This window comes from Dactylosporangium sp. CA-139114, from assembly GCF_050955725.1.
Lineage (GTDB): Bacteria > Actinomycetota > Actinomycetes > Mycobacteriales > Micromonosporaceae > Dactylosporangium.
In genome coordinates, this window is the sequence record NZ_CP192080.1 from 3,818,476 (window position 1) to 3,837,522 (window position 19,047).

General features: G+C 72.8%; 15 protein-coding genes. 7 read left to right on the plus strand and 8 right to left on the minus strand.

Annotation, left to right across the window (positions count from 1 at the left end):
* Nucleotides 1-32: 32 nt before the first annotated feature.
* From ACQP2P_RS17355 to ACQP2P_RS17365, 3 genes are all read left to right on the plus strand, one after another.
* A complete protein-coding gene (locus ACQP2P_RS17355; protein WP_433617272.1) occupies nucleotides 33-620 on the plus strand; it encodes a TMEM165/GDT1 family protein in 588 nt (195 codons plus the stop codon).
* A 66-nt stretch (nucleotides 621-686) separates the two neighbouring features.
* On the plus strand, nucleotides 687-1,541 hold the full coding sequence (locus ACQP2P_RS17360; RefSeq protein WP_433617274.1) for a metal ABC transporter substrate-binding protein: 855 nt from the start codon (nucleotides 687-689) through the stop codon (nucleotides 1,539-1,541).
* A 10-nt stretch (nucleotides 1,542-1,551) separates the two neighbouring features.
* Nucleotides 1,552-2,991 carry a M1 family metallopeptidase gene (locus tag ACQP2P_RS17365; RefSeq protein ID WP_433617276.1) on the plus strand — a complete coding sequence of 480 codons (1,440 nt, stop codon included), beginning with the start codon at nucleotides 1,552-1,554 and terminating at the stop codon, nucleotides 2,989-2,991.
* A gap of 202 nt (nucleotides 2,992-3,193) precedes the next feature.
* On the opposite strand, the gene ACQP2P_RS17370 is transcribed toward ACQP2P_RS17365, so the two are convergent.
* On the minus strand, nucleotides 3,194-4,837 hold the full coding sequence (locus tag ACQP2P_RS17370; protein WP_433617277.1) for a substrate-binding domain-containing protein: 1,644 nt from the start codon (nucleotides 4,835-4,837) through the stop codon (nucleotides 3,194-3,196).
* 290 nt (nucleotides 4,838-5,127) lie between these two features.
* Here ACQP2P_RS17370 and ppk2 point away from each other — a divergent pair, with 290 nt between their 5' ends.
* The 3 genes from ppk2 to malQ all read left to right on the plus strand — a co-directional run bounded on the left by ppk2 (nucleotide 5,128) and on the right by malQ (nucleotide 8,756).
* On the plus strand, nucleotides 5,128-6,015 hold the full coding sequence (gene ppk2 / locus ACQP2P_RS17375; RefSeq protein ID WP_433617279.1) for a polyphosphate kinase 2: 888 nt from the start codon (nucleotides 5,128-5,130) through the stop codon (nucleotides 6,013-6,015).
* 111 nt (nucleotides 6,016-6,126) lie between these two features.
* Nucleotides 6,127-6,981 (plus strand): MEDS domain-containing protein, encoded by an 855-nt coding sequence (locus tag ACQP2P_RS17380; protein WP_433617281.1) that lies wholly within the window; start codon nucleotides 6,127-6,129, stop codon nucleotides 6,979-6,981.
* 59 nt (nucleotides 6,982-7,040) lie between these two features.
* On the plus strand, nucleotides 7,041-8,756 hold the full coding sequence (malQ, locus tag ACQP2P_RS17385) for a 4-alpha-glucanotransferase (RefSeq protein ID WP_433617283.1): 1,716 nt from the start codon (nucleotides 7,041-7,043) through the stop codon (nucleotides 8,754-8,756).
* 3 nt (nucleotides 8,757-8,759) lie between these two features.
* Here the strand turns inward: malQ and ACQP2P_RS17390 are convergent, their stop codons facing one another.
* From ACQP2P_RS17390 to ACQP2P_RS17400, 3 genes are all read right to left on the minus strand, one after another.
* Nucleotides 8,760-9,761: a S66 peptidase family protein gene (locus ACQP2P_RS17390; RefSeq protein ID WP_433617285.1), complete on the minus strand. Its 1,002-nt coding sequence runs from the start codon at nucleotides 9,759-9,761 to the stop codon at nucleotides 8,760-8,762.
* A gap of 125 nt (nucleotides 9,762-9,886) precedes the next feature.
* Nucleotides 9,887-10,777 (minus strand): SRPBCC domain-containing protein, encoded by an 891-nt coding sequence (locus ACQP2P_RS17395; protein WP_433617286.1) that lies wholly within the window; start codon nucleotides 10,775-10,777, stop codon nucleotides 9,887-9,889.
* Nucleotides 10,767-11,117: an ArsR/SmtB family transcription factor gene (locus ACQP2P_RS17400; protein WP_433617288.1), complete on the minus strand. Its 351-nt coding sequence runs from the start codon at nucleotides 11,115-11,117 to the stop codon at nucleotides 10,767-10,769. The genes ACQP2P_RS17395 and ACQP2P_RS17400 overlap by 11 nt, the downstream gene beginning before the upstream one ends.
* Before the next feature lie 86 nt (nucleotides 11,118-11,203).
* On the opposite strand from ACQP2P_RS17400, the gene ACQP2P_RS17405 reads away from it, so the two are divergent.
* Nucleotides 11,204-12,094: a WD40 repeat domain-containing protein gene (locus tag ACQP2P_RS17405; RefSeq protein ID WP_433617289.1), complete on the plus strand. Its 891-nt coding sequence runs from the start codon at nucleotides 11,204-11,206 to the stop codon at nucleotides 12,092-12,094.
* A 2-nt stretch (nucleotides 12,095-12,096) separates the two neighbouring features.
* Here ACQP2P_RS17405 and ACQP2P_RS17410 read toward each other — a convergent pair whose 3' ends face one another.
* The 4 genes from ACQP2P_RS17410 to glgX form a co-directional block, all read right to left on the minus strand.
* On the minus strand, nucleotides 12,097-12,723 hold the full coding sequence (locus ACQP2P_RS17410) for a hypothetical protein (RefSeq protein ID WP_433617290.1): 627 nt from the start codon (nucleotides 12,721-12,723) through the stop codon (nucleotides 12,097-12,099).
* 89 nt (nucleotides 12,724-12,812) lie between these two features.
* Nucleotides 12,813-14,513 (minus strand): malto-oligosyltrehalose trehalohydrolase, encoded by a 1,701-nt coding sequence (gene treZ / locus ACQP2P_RS17415; protein ID WP_433617291.1) that lies wholly within the window; start codon nucleotides 14,511-14,513, stop codon nucleotides 12,813-12,815.
* Nucleotides 14,514-14,517: 4 nt separating this feature from the next.
* Nucleotides 14,518-16,707: a malto-oligosyltrehalose synthase gene (locus ACQP2P_RS17420; RefSeq protein ID WP_433617293.1), complete on the minus strand. Its 2,190-nt coding sequence runs from the start codon at nucleotides 16,705-16,707 to the stop codon at nucleotides 14,518-14,520.
* On the minus strand, nucleotides 16,704-18,809 hold the full coding sequence (gene glgX / locus ACQP2P_RS17425; RefSeq protein ID WP_433617294.1) for a glycogen debranching protein GlgX: 2,106 nt from the start codon (nucleotides 18,807-18,809) through the stop codon (nucleotides 16,704-16,706). The genes ACQP2P_RS17420 and glgX overlap by 4 nt, the downstream gene beginning before the upstream one ends.
* Between the last annotated feature and the right edge of the window lie 238 nt (nucleotides 18,810-19,047).

Genomic DNA, 19,047 nt, shown 5'->3' on the forward strand with positions numbered 1-19,047 from the left:
GCCTCCCGGTTCGTCCCGGGAAGGGTTTCACCTTGAGCGCGTTCCTCTCCGCCCTCGCCATCAGCTTCGGCGTCATCTTCGTCGCCGAGCTCGGCGACAAGTCCCAGCTGATGGCGCTGACGTTCGCCACCCGCTTCCGCACCCTGCCGGTGCTCATCGGCATCACCATCGCCACGGCGGTCGTCCACCTGGTCTCCGTCGCCGTCGGCTACGGCCTCGGCGCCGCCCTGCCGACCGCCTGGATCTCGCTCGTGGCCGCGCTGGCGTTCTTCGCCTTCGGCGCCTGGACCCTGCGCGGCGACAAGCTGACGGAGGAGGAGCGCGGCAAGGCCGAGCGCACCACCCGCTCCGCGATCATCGCCGTGGGCGTGTCGTTCTTCCTGGCCGAGCTGGGCGACAAGACGATGCTGGCGACGATCACGCTCGCCACCCAGCACGGCTGGCTCGGCACCTGGATCGGCTCGACGGTCGGCATGGTCGCGGCGGACGCCCTGGCGATCGTGGTCGGCCGCCAGCTGGGGCGCCACCTGCCGGAGAAGGCCATCAAGTACGGCGCGGCGGCCCTGTTCGCGATCTTCGGCGTGTGGCTGCTGATCGAGGCGCTGCGCGAGCTGCTCTGACGCGGGGGACACGCGGCCGACCCATGCGTTTTTGACAATGATTGTCATCCCCGGAAGACTGGGGGCATGCGGTGGAGGGCGACGGCGGTGCTCTGCGCGGCCCTCGTCTCGCTCGCCGGGTGCGCCGTGCACGAGCAGCCCGACGACGGCCGGCTGCGGGTCGTGGCCGGGTTCTACCCGCTGCAGTTCGTCGCCGAGGAGATCGGCGGCGACCGCGTCGCCGTGGAGAACCTGACCCGGGCCGGAGCCGAGCCGCACGACCTCGAACTGCAGCCCAGCCAGCTCGCGGCGCTCGAGGACGCGGACCTGGTGCTGTATCTGCGAGGCTTTCAGCCCGCCGTCGACGAGGGCGCCGACCTGCAGCAGAAGGCCAGGACGTTCGACGTGTCCACCGTGGCCTCGCTGCACGGCGCCGACCCGCATGTGTGGCTCGACCCGACGCGGCTGGCCACCATCGCCGGCCGGGTCGCGGACCGCCTCGCCGAGGCCGACCCCGCCCACGCCGGCGAGTTCCGGCAGCGCGCCGCGGGGCTGGACGCCGAGCTGCGGGAGCTCGACGGGGAGTACCGCCGCGGACTGGCGGACTGCGCCCGGCACGACGTGGTCACCAGTCACGAGGCGTTCGGCTATCTCACCGCGCGCTACGGGCTCACCCAGGTCCCCGTCACCGGCCTGAACCCGGACGAGGAGCCGGGCCCGCAGCGCGTGCGGGACGTGGCCCGGCTGGCGAAGGAGCGCGGCGTCACCACGATCTTCTTCGAGTCGCTGGTCAGCCCGAAGCTGTCGGAGACCGTGGCCCGCGAGATCGGCGCCCGGGCGGCCGTGCTCGACCCGATCGAGGGCGTCGAGGACGGGGAGACGTACATCACGACCATGCGCACCAACCTCGCGGCCCTCCGCGCCGCCCTCGGCTGCGGCTAATCTTCGTCGGATGCGACGCGCGCTCGGGGTGCTGACGGCGGCCGTGCTGCTGGTCACCGGCTGCACGCCCCAGCCGCCGCGCGCCCAGCACCTGCCCGCCACCTCCCCGAGCGCCACCCGCAGCACCACCGTCGAGGAGCACGGCAACCGCGACGGCACCTCGTCGCCGGTCGCCGACCCGATCTACCCGGCCTACGGCAACCCCGCGCTCGACGTCCTGCACTACGATCTGGCCCTGGCCTGGGCGCCCGAGCCGCGCACGCTCACCGGCACCGCCACGATCCGCGTGCGCGCCGTGCACGCCGTGGATGCGGTCAGGCTCGACTTCTCCAGCGCGTACACCCTGAGCTCCATCAGCATCGACGGAGCCACCGTGCCGGGCCGGGTCGCGGACGGCGATCTCGTCGTCGACAAGGCGCTGCCGGCGGGGGCGGTGGCGACGCTCGCGGTGCGGTACAGCGGGACCCCCACGACCGTCGCGATGCCCTCGCACCGCGGGGACGTGGAGCCGCTCGGCCTGACGGTGACCCCGGGCGGCGAGCTGTGGACGATGCAGGAGCCGTACGGGGCCAGCACCTGGTACCCGGCGAACGACCAGCCGTCGGACAAGGCGCTGTACGACATCTCGGTCACGGTGCCGCAGGGCTGGTCGGCCGTCGCGAGCGGCACGCCCGGCCCGGTCTCCGGCACCACCTTCCGCTACACCTCGGCCACGCCCGTCGCCTCCTACCTGACCACGCTGGCGGTCGGCCAGTACACGAAGACCGAGCTCAGGGGCCCGAACGACCTCCCGATCACCCTGTGGACCCGCCCCTCCGACAACGCCGGCCAGCTCGAGGCGCTGCGGCAGCTCCCGGCGTACGTCCAGTGGCTGGAGACCCGCTTCGGCCCGTACCCGTTCCCGTCGACCGGCGTGGTCCTCGTGCCGTCGCAGTCCGCGATGGAGACCCAGCAGATGATGACCGTCGGCGCCGACGTGGCCCACGGCACCGGCGCCGCCGACGTCCTCGTCCACGAGCTGGCCCACCAGTGGTTCGGCGACGCGGTCGGCCCGGCGACCTGGCAGGACGTGTGGCTCAACGAGGGCTGGGCCAGTTACGTCGAGCAGCTGTACCGCACCCGCTCCGACCCGGCGGCGATGGCCCGCTGGGAACGGTCGGCCCGCTCCGCCGACGCCGACCTGCGCGGGCGCGTCGGCCCGCCGGGCCACCCGCGGGCGGACAGCTTCGCCGAGAACAACGTCTACGTGTGCCCGGCCCTGATGCTGCGGCAGCTGCACAAGGCCCTGGGCGACGAGCGCTTCTTCGCCCTGGGCCGCGCGTGGGCCGCCTCGAACGCGGGCACGGCCAAGACCCGCGCGGACTTCATCGCCTTCGTGAACCGCCAGACCGGCCGCGACTTCACGTCGTTGATCAACGCCTGGCTGGACTCCCCGACGACACCCTCCTGACCGGCCGGCCCGTGGGGCTGCCGGCCGGCGGTGGGCCGGAGCGACCAGTGCGTCGTGGCCCGCGGCGCGCCCCCGTTGCCGGTGAGTGCTCACCGATGCGCGCCGCGGGGCCCCTCCGCGTCGGCAGCGGCGCCGCCGATCCCCAGGGCGGCGCGCTCGCCGACGTTGCCCCTTCCTAGCAAAGGGCGTCAACGTGGCCGGGCTATTCGTGCAGGCCGCCCGCCACGACGTGGATGAACGCGGCCTGGACGTCGTCGACCTGCTGGGCGTTGTCGATGTACGCGCCCAGCGGCTGCAGCGCCGTCTTCAGACGGTCCGCGGCGTCCTTCTTGCCCAGCACGACCACGCTGATCGTGACCGGGCGCTCCGGGTCCTGCAGTCCCTTGAGCTTCTCGACCATCGCCGACATCGCGGCCGCGTTCGCGCTGTCCTTGTTCGCGTCGTCGGTCAGGATGAAGATCTGGTTGAACATGTCGTCGTGCCAGTCGTCGCGCACGGACTGGTACGCCGCGACGATCGTGTCCAGCAGGCCGGGGCCGGCCTTGTGCGTGGTCAGGGTGTTCACGGAGCGGGTGAAGGCGGCCTTCGAGATGTCGTCCAGGCGGTCCGACGGCAGCAGCTTGCGGTAGCCGCCGGGCTGGCCGGGGCTGATCTCCCACAGGCCGAGGCGGGAGCCGACCGGCATGAGGTCGCCGACCACGCGGCAGCCGGCCTTGAGCACGTCGATCGGGGCCTGCTTGCCCGGTGGGGTGCCGGCCGGGCTCGCGCCGTTGCCCGCGCCGGCCATGTCCACGGCGATGAGCAGGTTGCTGCGGCGGTCCTCAGGGTCCCAGGTCGCGAAGACGTGCTGCACGTGGTGGGCGGCCAGCACGTCGAACGGCGGCGCGGTCGGCTCGGGCAGGGCGGAGCCGCCCTCGAACGGCGGGCGGACCTGGCCGGGGCCGCGCAGGCCGGCGGCGCTGATGGCCTGGCGCACCTCCGTCTGGCCGAAGCTGTCGAGGAGGCGCTTGAGGGCCGCGACGCGCTTCGGGTCGCGGGCCGCCGCGGCGGTGGGCAGCCAGGTGTACCGCATGAGCGCCGTATGGTCCGCCCCCGCCAGATAGGTGCGGGTCTGCGCGAGATTCATGATGGGCAGCAGCGCGTACTCCGGGACCAGCCCGACCTCGCCCGGCTCGTCCGGGGTCGCGGCCAGGTCGTGGGTCACGGTGCGGGTCACCGCCAGCGTGGTGTTCAGCGCGAGCGAGGAGGCGTCCATGCCATCCTTGAGCCAGACCGCCTCGCCCACGGCCCCGGCCGCGACCAGGCCGTCGCCGGACAGCGACGGGTCGCGCACGACCAGGCGCACGCCGGAGGACTTCGCGTCGAGCAGCTCGGCGAGGGCCAGCCAGCCGCCCCCCTGCCCGCCCTTGATGCGCGCCGCGGTGGCCTCGTCGGTGACCATGAGGATCGGCGAGGTCGCGAGCGTGGGCGCGGGGCTGTCCTTGCCCGTGGGGGCGAGGAGCCCGGGCGCCGCGACGGTGGCCCAGCTGGCGTCGTCGGGGATCCACACGTCGGCGTTGACCTGGGCGAGCTGGCCGGCCGCGGGGCGCCCGTCGGCGGTGGTGATGTCGAGCCGGATGCAGTCCTTGTCGGCGCGCAGGGTCCGGCCGGCCGCGGAGACGACGGTGGAGAACGAGGACGCGGTCACGACCCGCAGCGTGGTGGGGCACTGGCCGCCGTCGTCACCGGTCGGCGTGTCGTGCAGCACGTACCAGCCGGCGCCGCCGACGAGCCCGAGGGCGAGCAGCAGCACCAGTCCGCGCAGCACCACGCCGAGCGCGCCGCCCGCCGTCTGATGCCTTCCCATCCGCGCCACCCTCCCCATGACCGACGGGCAGTATGACATCGAGCAAGGCGGATTCAGCCCCTGGCCAGCCGGTCGGCGGCGAGGCTCGGCCGTTCGGATGAAGCGTTCCCGCACTTCGCGACGCAGGGTGATGCGCCCGACACGGTGGCACTCCACTGTGGACGGACGCCCGCCCGGGCTCGCGGCCGGCGGCGTTCACGCAGATCCGCGGATATCGGTGATCTTCATCGTGACCCGGTGTTCGAGCCCCGGTAGTGGTCAAATGCCCGGGCTTGGGGTACATCGAAAGGATGACGGAACTCTCGCTCGACGACTACCTGGTCGAGGACGACGACGATGACGACCCGGTGCTGCTGCGCAAGGACGGTCAGCCGGTCGACACGTGGCGGGAGGACTATCCCTACGACGAGCGGATGACGCGCGCGGAGTACGACCGCACCAAGCGCCTCCTGCAGATCGAGCTGCTCAAGCTGCAGAACTCGATCAAGGACCGGGGCGATCGGCTCGTGATCCTCTTCGAGGGGCGCGACGCGGCCGGCAAGGGCGGCACGATCAAGCGGTTCATGGAGCACCTGAACCCGCGCGGCGCCCGCGTGGTCGCGCTGGAGAAGCCCAGTGAGCGGGAGTCGACGCAGTGGTACTTCCAGCGCTACGTCCAGCACCTGCCCGCCGCCGGCGAGATCGCCCTCTTCGACCGGTCCTGGTATAACCGGGCCGGGGTCGAGCGGGTCATGGGATTCTGCAACCGGGCCGAGTACCTCGAGTTCATGCGCCAGGCCCCCGAGCTCGAGCGGATGCTCGTGCGCTCCGGCATCAAGCTGGTCAAGTTCTGGTTCTCGGTGTCGCGCAACGAGCAGCGCACCCGGTTCCTGATCCGGCAGGTGGACCCGGTGCGGCAGTGGAAGCTGTCGCCGATGGACCTCGCGTCGCTGGACAAATGGGACGACTACACCGAGGCCAAGGAGGCGATGTTCTTCTACACCGACACCGCCGACGCGCCCTGGACGGTCGTGAAGAGCAACGACAAGAAGCGGGCGCGGCTCGAGGCGATGCGGCACGTGTTGAGCCGGTTCGACTACGCCGACAAGGACGCCGATCTCGTCGGCACGCCCGACCCGCTCATCCTGGGTCCGGCCGCGCTCGCCGACGACAAGGCGGACGACGCGCCGCGGCTCTGAGCAAGGTCATCTTCATGGAGTAGTGACACGCCGGTGGGTTGAGTAGAGCAAGTCGGGCATTCACGCCTTCGGCACGCACGGCACGGCAATGCACGTCGTAAAGTGTTGCCCGTGCGGAAGCTTGGGACGGCGTTGTGCGGCAAGCACGGGACGCTGTCTTACTCAAGCGACCACGAGATCCGCGGGCTGCTGACCGACTTCGCGCAACGCGCCGTCACCGCCGGTCACCGCGCTGTGATCTTCCTCGACACCGATTCGGGCGACCTGGCCCGGGCGCTGGCGGCCGACGTGAGCGGGGCCGCGCCCGGGCAGCTCAGCACCGTGCACTACGGCACCGGTCAGACCGGTTCCACGCTCGGGAGCTTCGGCGGCCCGCTGTTCGGCGTGGCGGACATGCTCCACCTGATCGGCCGGCTCGTCGACGGCACGCTGCGGGCCGGGTGGCCGGCGCTCGCCCTCGCCGGCGAGATGACCTGGACCGACCGGCCCGCCTGGACACCGACCGACCTGTTCGCCTACGAGCACCAGGTGAACCGCTTCTTCGGCGACGCGCGCGTGACGAAGTTGTGCCTCTACGACCGGCGGCGGTTCGGCAAGGAGCTGCTGGCCCGCATCGGGGCGGTGCACCCCGGGCCGCTGCTGGCGTTCACGCTGGGCGGCTGGGGCGCGCACCTGCGGCTCACCGGCGAGCTGGACGCCTCGAACGCGGAGTCGCTGCCGTCGATCCTCGAGCTGGTGGCGGGGTCCGACTCCGTGGTCATGCTCGACGCGAGCGACCTCGACTTCGTCGACGCCGCCGGGGCCGCGCACATCGTCCGCTTCGCCGCGTCGCGCCCGCACCGGCACACGGTCGTGCGCTGCGGCCGCGGGGTGCGCCAGGCGTTACAGCTCGTCGGCGCCGAGTCGGTGCCGAGCCTGGTGCTGCGCGACCGCATCGCCGCCGGCCCGGTCGCCACCGCCTCGTGATTGCGCGTTTCGCCGCTTCGTGATCGCGGCCTTGGGGTAAGACTGGCGAGGTGTCGCCTATGTCTGATGAGTCCCTGGCCGCCGAGGCCGCGGCCCGAGGGGTCGCCACCTGGTACGAGACCGCCGGCCACCGGCGCGTCGACATCGATCCCGAGGTCGTGCGGTCCGTCATGGCCCTGCTCGAGCCGCGGGGCGCCGGGGTCGCGCCGGCCGCCGCACCCGTCACGCTGCCCGAGGTGCCGCGCACGTGGGGATGGATGATCCAGCTGTACGGTGTGCGCTCCGCCGCCTCCTGGGGCGTGGGCGACTTCGCGGACCTGGCCGTGTTCGCGCGCTGGGCGGCCCTGACCGGCGCCGGCGCGATCCTGGTCAACCCCCTGCACGCCGTGGCGCCCGTCGACCCGATGCCGCCGTCGCCGTACTCGCCGTCCTCCCGCCGCTTCGTCAACGCCGTCTACCTGCGCGTCGAGGACCTGCCCGAGTACCGCGCGGCGGATGCCGAGCTGCGCTCGCGGGTCGACGCGCTCCGCCCGGCCTCGGCCGACCTGATCGACTACGACACCGTGTGGCGCGCGAAGCGGTCGGCCCTGGAGCTGCTGGCCGCCGACCTGCCGGACATTGCTGACTGCTCGGATGTCGAGCCGGCGCTGCGCGACTTCGCCACCTACACCGCGCTCGCCGAGGTCCACGGCGTCGACTGGCGCGAGTGGCCGCAGGAGCTGCGCCGCCCGGGCCCGGCCGCGTACGCCGCGGCCGACCCGAAGCGCGCCGCCTTCCACGTGTGGCTCCAGCGCCGCTGCGCCGAGCAGCTCGCCGCCGCCAACGCGGCCGCGGCGGACATGGCGGTCGGCATCGTCCACGACCTCGCGGTCGGCATCGACCCGGGCGGCGCGGACGCGTGGACCCTGCAGGACGTGATCGCCCAGGGCGCGAAGGTCGGCGCGCCGCCGGACGCGTTCAACCAGCAGGGCCAGGACTGGGGCCTGGCGACGTGGCGCCCGGATCGCCTGGCGGCGACGGACTACGAGGCGTACCGAACCCTCCTGCGCGGCATCTTCGAGCACGCCGGCGGCCTGCGGGTCGACCACGTGGCCGGTCTGTGGCGCCTGTGGTGGATCCCGCCGGGCCACGGCGCGGCGCAGGGCGCCTACGTGCACTACGACGCCGAGTCCATGCTCGGCGTCCTGATCGAGGAGGCCGTCCGCGCGGGCGCCGTGGTGGTCGGCGAGGACCTGGGCACCGTGGAGCCGGTGGTCACGCAGACCCTGCAGGCGCGCAACATCCTGGGCTCGGCGGTCCTGTGGTTCACACGCGACGACGACGGCGCCTTCATCCCCCCGGCCCAGTGGCCCGCGAACGCCATGGCGAGCATCTCGACGCACGACCTGCCGACGGCGACGGGCTTCCTGACCGGCGAACACGTCCACGCCCGCGCCGAGGCCGGCGTCCTGACCCGCCCGGTGCCGCAGGAGCAGGCCGCGGCGGACCAGGACCGCGCCGCGCTGCTGGCCCTGCTGAGCGCGGAGGGCCTGGCGGACGAGACGAGCACGGACGCCGAACTCGTGGTGGCGATGCACCGGCTGCTGACCCGCACGCCGTGCCGCATCGTGCTCGCGTCGCCGTACGACGTGCTCGGCGAACCGCGGCAGCCCAACCTGCCGGGGACGTCGCAGCAGTACCCGAACTGGCGCATTCCGCTGCCGCTGAAGCTGGAGGAGCTGACGGCCGACCCGCGCATGCTGCAGATCGCCGAGATCCTGGACGCCCGAGCCTGATGGTCAGGTGAGCCCGCGCCCGGCGCCCGGTCCTGAGGGCGCTCGGGCGGGCGGCTCCGTCACCGCGTGCGGGCCGCGCACCGCCGGTTCGAGCAACGACAACGTCCGCTGCCGCGTATCGAGGCCGACCCGGAGGCCGACCGGCATCGGCAGGTTCGGGCCGGCGTGTCCGAACTCGACGTTGCCCAGCACCGGGATGTCACGCTCGCCGAGGACGTCCAGGACGATCTCGGACAGCGTGGGGGACCCCTCGGGCGAGCCGAGTCCGGCGATCTCGCGGGGAACGCCCACGACCATGCCGGAGATCCGGTCGAGGATGCCGCAGTGACGCAGCACCTGCAGATAGCTCCACACGTAGGACGCCTGGCCGCCCATCTCCTCCCAGAACAACACGGCACCGTCGAACCGTTCGAGCGGCACCGCGAACCGCGTGGCCTGCACCAGCGCGATGCGATTGATCACCCCGCCGATCAGCCGGCCTTCGGCCCGCCCAGGGCGCCAGCACTCCCACGACGGGCTCGCGGGCAGCGGACCGATCGCCTCGGTGTCGGTCAGCAGCCTTGCGTACAGCCGCTCGAGCTGCGCCCGGCGCGCCGCCGGCGCCGTCTGCCAGTGGCCGCCGAAGCCGGGAACGGCCATGTCGGCGTGGAACCCGACCAGGCCCGCGCGGGCATAGAGCACCAGATGCAGCAGGGAGATGTCGCTGTAGCCGAGGATCGGCTTCGGGTCGGCCCTGATCGCGTCGATGTCGATCAGATCGAGGTAGCCGAACGCCGTCTGGCCGCCGTCGCTCGCGATGATCGCACGAACCTCAGGATCACGAAGCAGGCCGTTGAGCTCCGCAGCGATCTCCGCCGGCGTCGCCGCGCTCCACCACCGGCGCCGCCCCGCCTCCAGCAGCGGTGCCCGGCGCACGCGGAACCCCATCCGCTCGAGCACGACGACGGTCTCCTCGACGTTGCGCTCGTACGCCGCGGGCAGCGGCCCGGACAGCGAAGCGAGCACGACCTGATCGCCGGGCCTCAGGGCCCGGGGCCGAAGCAGCCGAGGCGGTGCGGAACCGGTCACCGGTCCATTCTGCGCGAGCCCGGTCGTGCGGTCTCGCGAGATAACGAGCCGGCCGCTACCCCCTACGTCGCCGGCACGTCCTGGGGCTCGCTCACGGTCGCGAAGGACGGCGGGATCTCCTGCAGCAGCCACGAGTTCCCGTCGGGGTCGGCGAACCCGGCGTAGAGGATGCCGCCCATGTCCTGCACCTCGCCGACGTCGACGCCCCGCTTGAGCAGCGCATCCCGGGCCGCGCGGACGTCGTCGACGACGAGGTGCAGGCCGCGCACGACGCCCGGCGCCTGGTCCATGCCGGGCAGGCCCTTCGACAGCAGCATCGAGCAGGCCGAGCCCGGCGGGGTCAGCTGGATGATCCGGGCGCCGTTGCCGGGCTCGATGTCGTGGTCCACGTGGAAGCCGAGCCGGTCGGCGTAGAAGCCCCGGGCCGCGTCGATGTCGGCGACCGGGATCGGCACCAGCTCCAGCCGCATGGTGAACTGTCCCGCGAGGTACGAGTCCAGATTCGCGTAGGTGGCGTCCATGCCCTCGCGCATCCCGCTCTGCAGGGCGTTGTCGCGGGCCTCGGCCGACGGGTACGCGATGTGGGTCGTGATCCGGGTCCGGCCGCCGAGATCGGTGAACGTCAGGGTGTTGCGGGTCGCGGGCCAGCCCGCCCAGGCCTCGGTGCTCACCAGCCGCTGCGGCCGCTCGATCTCCTCGAAGGCGCCCGAGATCGTCAGCTCCTCGCCGCTCGCGGTGCTCCAGACGTACCGGAACGCCCCGCCCGGCCGCAGGTCGATCTCGCACACGCCCATGGTCCAGCCGGGCGGGCCGACCATCCAGTGCGGCAGGTGCTCCGGGCTGGTGTGCACGTCGAACACGAGCCCGGCCGGCGCGGCCACGACCCGGGTGATCCGCACCCCCCGCTCGCCGTCCAGTTCGAACCCGGTCACGCCCAGCGTGTCAGTGCTCATCGTCCGGCTCCTTGATGTCGTCCTGAAGAAACTGCAGATAAGCGTCCAGGCGCGAGTAGCTCTCGTCCCAGAAACGCCGGTACTGCTCGGCGAACGCGGCGACCGCCCGCAGCGGCTCGGCCTCCAGCCGGCAGGGCCGCCACTGGGCCTCCCGCCCGCGCGAGATCAGCCCCGCCTGCTCCAGCACCCGCAGGTGCTTGGAGATCGCGGGGCCGCTCATCGCGAACGGCGCCGACAGCTCCTTCACGGTCGCCTCGCCCGCGCTGAGCCGGGCGAGAATCGCGCGGCGCGTCGGGTCCGCGAGGGCCGCGAAGGTCATACTCAGCCGATCAGTGCTCATCGCTCATCGCGTACCTAACCAAGTGGTTATCTAACCTGTTGGTTACTTAACCAGCTCGTCCCACATGTGGTCAAGAGGAGTCCCCCGTGCGAATCGATGCCGCCCGTCCGATGGCCGCCTGGGTGGCCGTGCTGGCGACGCCGGACGGCCCCCTCCTCGCGCCGCACGGCGACGGCGGGACGCGGCTGTTCGACGCCCGCACGAAGGCCGCCCGCGGCACCTGGCCCGCGCTCGCCCGAGCCGCGGCGTCGCTGCCCGGCCGGACCCTGCTGCTGGCCGCCGGGGTGGCCGGGCCGCGCCGCTTCGACCTGGCCGCGGGCGCCGAGCTGCCCCCGGTCGCCGACCGGGCCGAGGTGTGGGACGTGGCCGTGGCCCCGCTGCCGGACGGCCGGGTCGTGCTCGCCGGCGCCGGCCCGGGCGGCCTGCACCGCTGGGACGCCGCGACCGGCGCACGTCTCGGCCGGCCACCGCTGCTCGGCCCGCCACTGCGCGCCGTGGTGCCCGCGCTGCGGCCCGGGGGCGTGACGCTCATCGGCGGCGGCGAGGACGGGACGCTGTACCGCGCGGACGCGGCGGCGGGGGAGCCCCTGCGGCCGCCCCAGCCGACGGCCGCCCCGGCGCTGCAGGGGCTCGCCCTGGCGCCGACGGGCCGGGAGATGCTGGTGGGCTGCGACTGGGACGGCTCGGTGCACCGCTGGGACCCGCACACCGGCGACGTGATCGGCGAGCCGATCCCGGTCCCGGCTCCCGCGCGGCTGGCCGGTTGCTTCGCGGGCCGGTTCGACCGGCCGTGCGCGCTGCTGCTGACGGCCGGGGACCGCTACGACGCCGCGGTCGCCGTCGACCTGGAGCGCGGCGAGCGCGTCGCGGTGCCGGCCCGGACCCGCGCGGTGTTCAGCCTGGACGGGGTGACCCTGGCGGTGCTCGTGCACCCCGGCGGGCAGCTGACCGCCGAGCCGCTCTACGGCCCGGCCTGAGGCTACCGCCCGGCTCGCGGTTGCGGCCCGGGCCGCCGCGGGGCGCGGCGGCCGAGGGCGGTCGCGGCGGCGACGGTCGCGGCGAAGCCGGCGAATCCGGCCAGCGCCAGGACGTCGAACACCCGGCTGTCGAGGTCGGCGGCGAGGCGGGGGCCGAGCAGGCCGCGCGGATCGACGACCACGTCGACCGGGCTGCCGTACTCGTACTCGACCGTGTCGCGGAACTCGCCCGGCAGCAGGGCGCCGGACGCGTCGTAGAGCTTGTAGCTGTACAGGCACCGGTCGGTGCGGGCGTCGCGGGTCGGGGCCGGGCAGGACACCTCGCGGACCGTCGCGGTGGTGCGGGTGCCCGCGGCGCGCAGGTACCAGTCGCCCGGCCCGGCGTACGCGGTCAGCAGCAGCACGAGCACGAAGCCGAACGCCACCCAGGTCGGCCACATCCGCTCGCCGCTGAGCCGGAACAGCAGGATCGGCGGGGCGAGCAGGGCCGCGATCGGCAGCGCCGCCACCGCCCACCACATCCGGCCGCCCAGCGCGACCGCCACGCCGGCGATCAGCCAGACCACGACGGTCGCGGCGACCAGCAGCGCGGCCTGGCGCCGGCCGCCGCGCGGCATGAGGCTCGTCATGATCGCATTGTGCTGCCGGGAGCGCCGCCGGGGCTGTCGCCTATCGGTCGTGTCGTACGGATGACGGCGGGTCCGGACCGCCGGAGCCGTCAGAGGATCGCGGCCGACTCCGCGGGGAGGGTCACCAGGCCGGATTGGAGCAGGACCGCCTCGTCGGTCGCGAACAGCACGCACTCGGCGCGCAGCGGCACCGTCCGGGGGTCGGCCGTCAGGTTGGCCACCACCGTCTGCTCGCCGCGGCGGATCAGCAGGACCCCGTCGTCGTGGGTGACGTGGACGCGGTCCAGCCGCGGGTCCGACAGGCCCGGCAGGGACTTGCGCAGCGCGATCAGCCGGCGGTACAGCTCGAGCATCTCCATGTCCATGCCCGCCCAGTCGAGCTGGGAGCGCGCGAACGTCTCCGGATCCTGCGGGTCGGGCACGTCGCCCGGGGGCCAGCCGTGCGCGGCGAACTCCTCGCGGCGGCCGTTGGCCACGGCCGCGGCCAGCTCCGGCTCCGGGTGGCTCGTGAAGAACTGCCACGGGGTGCGGGCCGCGAACTCCTCGCCCATGAACAGCATCGGCGTGAACGGGGAGGTCAGCAGCAGCGTGGCGCCCACGCGCAGCAGGCCGGGGGAGAGGGTCGCGGTGAGCCGGTCCCCGGTCGCGCGGTTGCCGATCTGGTCGTGGTTCTGCAGGCAGACGACGAAGCGGTACCCAGGGATGCGCGCGCGGTCGACGGCGCGCCCGTGCACGCGGCGGCGGAACGAGGACCAGGTGCCCGCGTGGAAGAACGCCGACTCCCACACCGTCTTGAAGCATTCGGGGCTGCCGAAGTCGCCGTAGTACCCCTGCCGCTCCCCGGTCAGCAGGGCGTGCAGGGCGTGGTGCACGTCGTCGTCCCACTGGGCGTGCAGGCCGTAGCCGGCGCCCTCCCGGGCCGTGATGAGCTTCGGGTCGTTGAGGTCGGACTCGGCGATGAGCGTCAGCGGGCGGCCGAGCGCCGCGGACAGCGCCTCGACCTCGGCCGCGAGCTCCTCGAGCAGGTGGGTCGCGCCGCGGTCGACGAGCGCGTGCACGGCGTCGAGGCGCAGGCCGTCGGCGTGGTAGTCGCGCAGCCACTGCAGCGCGCTGTCGATGATGAACCGGCGCACCTCGCCGCTGTCGGCCTCGTCGAGGTTGAGCGAGCGGCCCCAGGTGTTCGCGCCGGTGGACAGGTACGGGCCGAACTGCGGGGTGTAGGCCCCGGACGGGCCGAAGTGGTTGTAGACGGCGTCGATGATCACGCCGATCCCGGCCTGGTGGGCGGCGTCGACGAACCGCTTGAGCCCGTCGGGGCCGCCGTAGCTCTCCTGCACCGCGTGCCAGCCGACGCCGTCGTAGCCCCAGTTGTACTCGCCGTTGAAGGCGTTCACCGGCAGCAGCTCGACCAGGTCGACGCCCAGGTCGCGCAGGTACGGCAGCCGCTCGATCGCCCCGTCGAACGTCCCCGACGGCGTGAAGGTGCCCACGTGCAGCTCGTAGACGACGCTCCCGGCGAGCTGACGCCCGGTCCAGCCGGCGTCGCCCCAGGCGAACCGGGCGTGGTCGTAGACCCGGCTGCGCTCGTGCACCCCGCCCGGCTGCCACCGGGAGCGCGGGTCGGGCAGCACCGTCGCGGCGTCGTCGAGCGCGAAGCCGTAGTCGGTGCCGTGGCCGGCCGACGGGTCCTGCGCCGTCCACCACTGGCCGTCGGCGGTCATGGGAATGGTGGCGTCCCCGCTGTGCAGGACGACACGGCGCGCGGACGGCGCCCAGACCCGGAACTCCATGCGGTCAGCCCTTCACCAGCAACGCGACGGGATAGGAGGCGAGCAGGTCGGCGAGGCGCGCGGTGGCCCCGCGACCGGTGAGCGCGTCGACCCAGTCGCCGGCCGGGAGCGTGAGCTCGGTGTCGCGCCAGCCGCCGGCGGCCTCGAGGCCGACCGGGAGCCGGGTGGCGACCGTGAGCGCGCCGCCCCGGTCGAACGCGACGACGTGCCGCTGCGCCGCGCCGGTGGCCTCGACGGGCCGGTAGTCGCCGAACAGCTCGGGCCGGTCGCGGCGCAGCCGCAGCGCGCGGCTGACCACGAGCAGCTTCGCCGCCCCGGACACGTCGACCGGCGGCAGCGGTTGCCCGGCCGCCGCGGCGGCGTCGAGCGCGGCGAGCAGGTCGAGGCGCTCGGCGAAGTCGACCGGGCGGCGGTTGTCGGGGTCGACGAGGGAGTTCTCCCACAGCTCGGTGCCCTGGTACACGTCCGGCACGCCCGGCATCGTCAGCTGCACGAGCTTCTGGCCCAGCGCGTTGCTCCAGCCGTACGGGGTGATCCGGGACGCGAAGTCCTGCACCGAGCGGTTCAGGTCCGCGTCGTGGAAGACCCGGGCCAGGTTCGACTCGACGGCGTCCTCGAAGGCCTTGTCCGGCTCGTCCCACGAGGTCGAGCGGTTCGCCTCGCGGGCGGCCTTCTGGAAGTACAGCCGCAGTCGCTCCTGCGAGATCGGCCAGGCACCGACGATCGTCTGCCAGAAGAGGGCCTCGAACGACGGGTCGTCCAGCGGGGCGGCCTCGCGCCACCCGGCGACGGCGGCCCGCCACTCGTCCGGCACCTCGCTGAGCACGGCGAGGCGGGCCCGCACGTCCTCGCCGCGCTTGGTGTCGTGGGTGGACAGGGTGGTCATGCCGTTGGGCCACTCGCGGTGCCGGCGCGCCTGGGCCTCGTGGAACTCGCCCGGCTCGACGCCGACGCGGCTGGGGTCGCCGCCGACCTCGTTCAGGGCGATGAGGTGGTTCCAGCGGTACATCGCCGTGTCCTCGACGCCCTTGGCCATGACCGCGCCGGTGAGCTGCTGGAACCTGGCCGCCAGCTCGTCGGAGGGGTCCTTGAGCCGCGGGGGCACATCGCCCTTGGCCGCCTTCTCCAGGTGCTCGACGCCATAGGGCAGGTACGTCCGGTACACGTCGAAGTTCGCGGCGATCTCGGCCAGGCGCGCCCGGTCGCCGCCCAGGCGCTCGAGGCGGTCGAGCTCCGCGGTGAACAGGCGCCGGGTGACGTCCAGCTTCTGCTCGTACGACTCCTGCTGCCAGGTCTTGCCGGACGCCTGCGGGAAGCCGGGGTCGATGAACAGGCCGCAGACCTCGGCCAGGGCGTCGTAGCCCGTGGTGCCGTCGACGGGCCACGGCGGCATGGGCTCGCCGCGCTCCAGGATCTTCTCGACGAGCAGCCACGTGTCGGGGGCCCGCTCGCGCAGCCGGGCCAGGTATCCGCCGGGGTCGCGCAGCCCGTCGGGGTGGTCGACGCGGATGCCGTCGGCGAGGCCCTCGCGGACCCAGCGCAGGATCTCCGCGTGTGTGGCCTCGAACACCGCCGGGTCCTCGACGCGCACCCCGGCCAGCTCGGTGACGGCGAAGAACCGGCGGTAGTTGAGCCGCTCGTTGCCCTCGCGCCAGTGCACGAGCCGGTAGTGCTGGCGCGCGTGCACCTCCTGCGGGGTCCCGTCCCCGGTGCCGGCGGCGATCGGGAAGCGGTGCTCGTAGTAGCGCAGCTCGCCGTCCTCGACGCGCAGGTCGTCCAGGGCCGGCGAGCCGAGCACCGGCACCACGATCGGGCCGGCGTCCCAGTCGATGTCGAACCAGTCCGCGTACACGCTGGCGCGCCCCCTCGCCAGGACGTCCCACCACATCGGGTTGGCCGCGGGCTGGAACAGGCCCATGTGGTTGGGCACGATGTCGACCACGAGCCCGAGCCCCTGCTGCCGCAGCGCCGCCACCAGCCGGTCCAGCGCGGGCGCGCCGCCGAGCTGCGGGTTCACCGTGCGCGGGTCGACGACGTCGTAGCCGTGCGGCGAGCCCGGGGTGGCGGTGAGCAGCGGCGCGGAGTAGAGGTGGGAGGCCCCCAGCGCGCGCAGGTACCCGGCGAGGCCGGCGGTCGCGTCCAGCCCGAAGTCCGGGCGCACCTGCACGCGGTACGTCCCCGTCGGCACCCTCATACCGTGCGGTCCAGCACGACGAGGGAGCGGTCCGGCACCGTGATCGTGCCGCCCGCGGTGTAGCTCACGCCGTCGCGGGCCGGCCCCGTCGCCGTCGCGATCACCAGCTCCCACTCCTTGCCGTACTCCTGCGTCGGGATGACGAACTCGAGCGGCTCGTAGTGCGCGTTGAAGCACAGCAGGAACGAGTCGTCGACGTGCCGCTCCCCGTGCGAGCCGCGCTCGGTGATGCTCTCGCCGTTGACGAAGAGCATGAGCGCCTTGCCGAAGTGGTTGTCCCAGTCCTCCTCGGTCATCGCCCGCCCGTCCGTGGCGAACCAGGCGACGTCCGGGATCGGGGTGCCCTCGGCCCGGGCGACCGGCCGGCCGGTGAAGAAGCGGCGGCGGCGGAACACCCGGTGGCGCTCCCGGAACAGCGCCAGGCCGCGCGTGAACGCCAGCAGCTGCTCGTCGACGTTCTCCCAGTCGACCCAGCTGATCTCGTTGTCCTGGCAGTAGGCGTTGTTGTTGCCGCCCTGGGTGCGCCCGAGCTCGTCGCCCGCGCAGATCATCGGCACGCCCTGGCTGAGCATGAGCGTGGTGAGGAAGTTGCGGCGCTGCTTGGCCCGCAGCGCCGCCACCGCCGGGTCGTCGGTCGGGCCCTCCACGCCGCAGTTCCACGAGCGGTTGTGGCTCTCGCCGTCGCGGTTGTCCTCGGTGTTGGCCTCGTTGTGCTTGTCGTTGTAGGAGACGAGGTCGTTGAGCGTGAAGCCGTCGTGGCAGGTGACGAAGTTGATGCTAGCGAAGGGCCGCCGCCCGTCGTCCTGGTAGAGGTCGGCCGAGCCGGTGATCCGCGACGCGAACTCGCCCAGCGTCGCCGGCTCGCCGCGCCAGAAGTCGCGCACGGTGTCGCGGAACCGGCCGTTCCACTCCGTCCACAGCGGCGGGAAGTTGCCGACCTGGTAGCCGCCCGGCCCGACGTCCCACGGCTCGGCGATGAGCTTCACCTGGTTGACCACCGGGTCCTGCTGCACGACTTCGAAGAACGTCGACAGGCGGTCGACGTCGTAGAACTCGCGGGCCAGGGTCGAGGCGAGATCGAAGCGGAAGCCGTCGACGCGCATCTCCGTCACCCAGTAGCGCAGGGAGTCCATGACGAGCTGCAGCGAGTGCGGGTTGCGCACGTTGAAGCTGTTGCCGGTGCCCGTGTAGTCGGTGTAGTACCGGTTGTCGTCGTCCTCGAGCTTGTAGTAGTGCCCGTTGTCGATGCCGCGGAAGCTCAGCGTCGGGCCGAGGTGGTTGCCCTCGGCGGTGTGGTTGTAGACGACGTCGAGGATGACCTCGATGCCGGCCGCGTGCAGCGCCTTGACCATCCCGCGGAACTCCTGGACCTGCTGGCCGCGGTGGCGGTGGGCGTAGCCGTGGTACGGGGCGAAGAAGCCGATCGTGTTGTAGCCCCAGTAGTTGGACAGGCCCAGCTCGACCAGGCGCTGGTCGTGCACGAAGTGGTGCACGGGCAGCAGCTCCACGGCGGTGATGCCCAGCCGCTTGAGGTGCTCGACGACCGCCGGGTGCCCGATGCCGGCGTAGGTGCCGCGCAGCTCCTCGGGCACGTCCGGGTGGCGCATGGTCAGGCCGCGGACGTGCGCCTCGTAGACGACCGTGTGGTGATACGGCACCCGCGGGGCCGAGTCGTTGCCCCAGTCGAAGTACGGGTTCACCACGACCGCCTTGGGCATGAACGGGGCCGAGTCGGCCTCCGACATGCGCTCGGGGTCGTTGAAGTCGTAGCCGTACACCGCCGGATCCCAGGCGATGTCGCCGTCGATGGCCTTCGCGTACGGGTCCAGCAGCAGCTTGTGCGGGTTGCAGCGCAGGCCCCGCTGCGGCTCGTAGGGGCCGTGGACGCGGAAGCCGTATCGCTGCCCCGGCTCAACCCCCGGAAGGTAGGCGTGCCAGACGAACGCGTCGACCTCGACCAGCTTGATGCGCTCCTCGACGTCCTGGTCGTCGAAGAGGCACAGCTCGACGGACTCGGCCACCTCGCTGAAGATGGCGAAGTTGGTGCCCTGCCCGTCGTAGGTCGCGCCCAACGGGTACCGGTTGCCCGGCCAGACCTGCATGTCGGCTCCTGCTCTATTGCGCGGCACCGTCGTCCAACGGCGCCCTCGTTGCCACAGTGTTACGTGCGTCGAAAGTTCACGCGCGGGTACGCGCGAAGCTGGCTGCCATATGCCCCCCAAGACCAATAATGAATCGTGTTCGGCGCTGCGTCGGATTCCCGACACGGTTCCAGGATGAATCTCCGGCGAATTCAGCCGTGGCGCGTGTTTGAAACGAGGGGGTTCAGATCATAGTTGG